General features: G+C 66.6%; 1 protein-coding gene. It reads right to left on the bottom strand.

Translation table 11 applies throughout. From position 1 onward, the window contains the following. On the bottom strand, nt 1-988 hold a 988-nt coding region (locus tag A5634_RS13515; RefSeq protein WP_065144553.1), incomplete at its 3' end, for an IS481 family transposase. Nucleotides 989-1,098: the final 110 nt, after the last annotated feature.

Here is a 1,098-nt window from a genome sequence, read left to right on the forward strand (position 1 = left end):
TGTACTGACCTGAGAGGTTAGGTACACGGCTGGCTGGTGGTTGACCGCCGAGTGCTGTGTGGCCGCGGTGGTGATTGTAGGTGTGCAACCAGCGCGGGTATTCGGCGCAGCGTTCTGTGTCGCTGGTGTAGAGCCGGGCGTAGGCCCATTCGTCGGCCAGGGTGCGGTGGAAGCGCTCGACTTTGCCGTTGGTCTGCGGCCGATAAGGCCGAGTCCGACGGTGCTCGACGTCTTCGCCTAGTGCGTCCCGGAAGACGTGCGATCGATAGCAGGACCCGTTGTCGGTCAACACTTTACGAACGACGATGCCGTGCTCGACGAACCAGCCGTTGGCTCGGCGCCAGAACTCGGCGGCGGTCTCCTTGCGCTCATCGGGCAGCATCTCGGAGTAGGCCAACCGAGAGTGCGCATCAATGGCGGTGTGCAGGAAGTGGTAGCCCCGCAACGGGTGGCGGTGTTTGGAGTGCCGACCCGAACTCTTGTCGGCCTGGGCGTTGCGCTTGCCGGCGGCCCGGCCGAGCTTGCGCCAGCCGCCGCCGGCGGGGATCTTCCCCAGCTTCTTGACGTCGACGTGCACCAGATCACCGCACGCCGCCGACTCCATGCGGCGCACCACGCGGCCGGTAGCGCGGTCGAGCCACCGCAGCCGGGCGATGCCGTAGCGGCGTAGCACGTTGTGCACCGTGGAGACGCTCAATCGCAGCAGGTAGGCGATTCTCGCCGGCCCCCAGCGGCGAGTCACGCGCACGCCGATGATGCGCCGCTCGGTCCGCGAAGGGGTGCGGTTGGGGCTGTGGTGCGGTCGTGAGCTGCGGTCGGCCATTCCGGCCTCGCCCAGCTCGAGGTAGCGGTCCACCCACCGACAGACGGTGGTCACCGACACCTGGAAGCGTTCGGCCGCGCGTCGACGCGACCATCCGTCATCGACGACGCATCGAGCCAGCCGCAGACGGCCGGTTTCAGACAACGGGGCGTTACGGTGAACCACGAAGACCTCCGAGATCGGTGAGCGTTCCTAGACAGCTCGCACTCCACTCGGAGGTCTTCGTCTTGTCACCTCACCACGCCGTCACCAACGTCCGTGGTCAGTACAGCTAG

Origin of the sequence: Mycobacterium asiaticum (assembly GCF_001673365.1) — a bacterium.
Taxonomy (GTDB): domain Bacteria; phylum Actinomycetota; class Actinomycetes; order Mycobacteriales; family Mycobacteriaceae; genus Mycobacterium; species Mycobacterium asiaticum_A.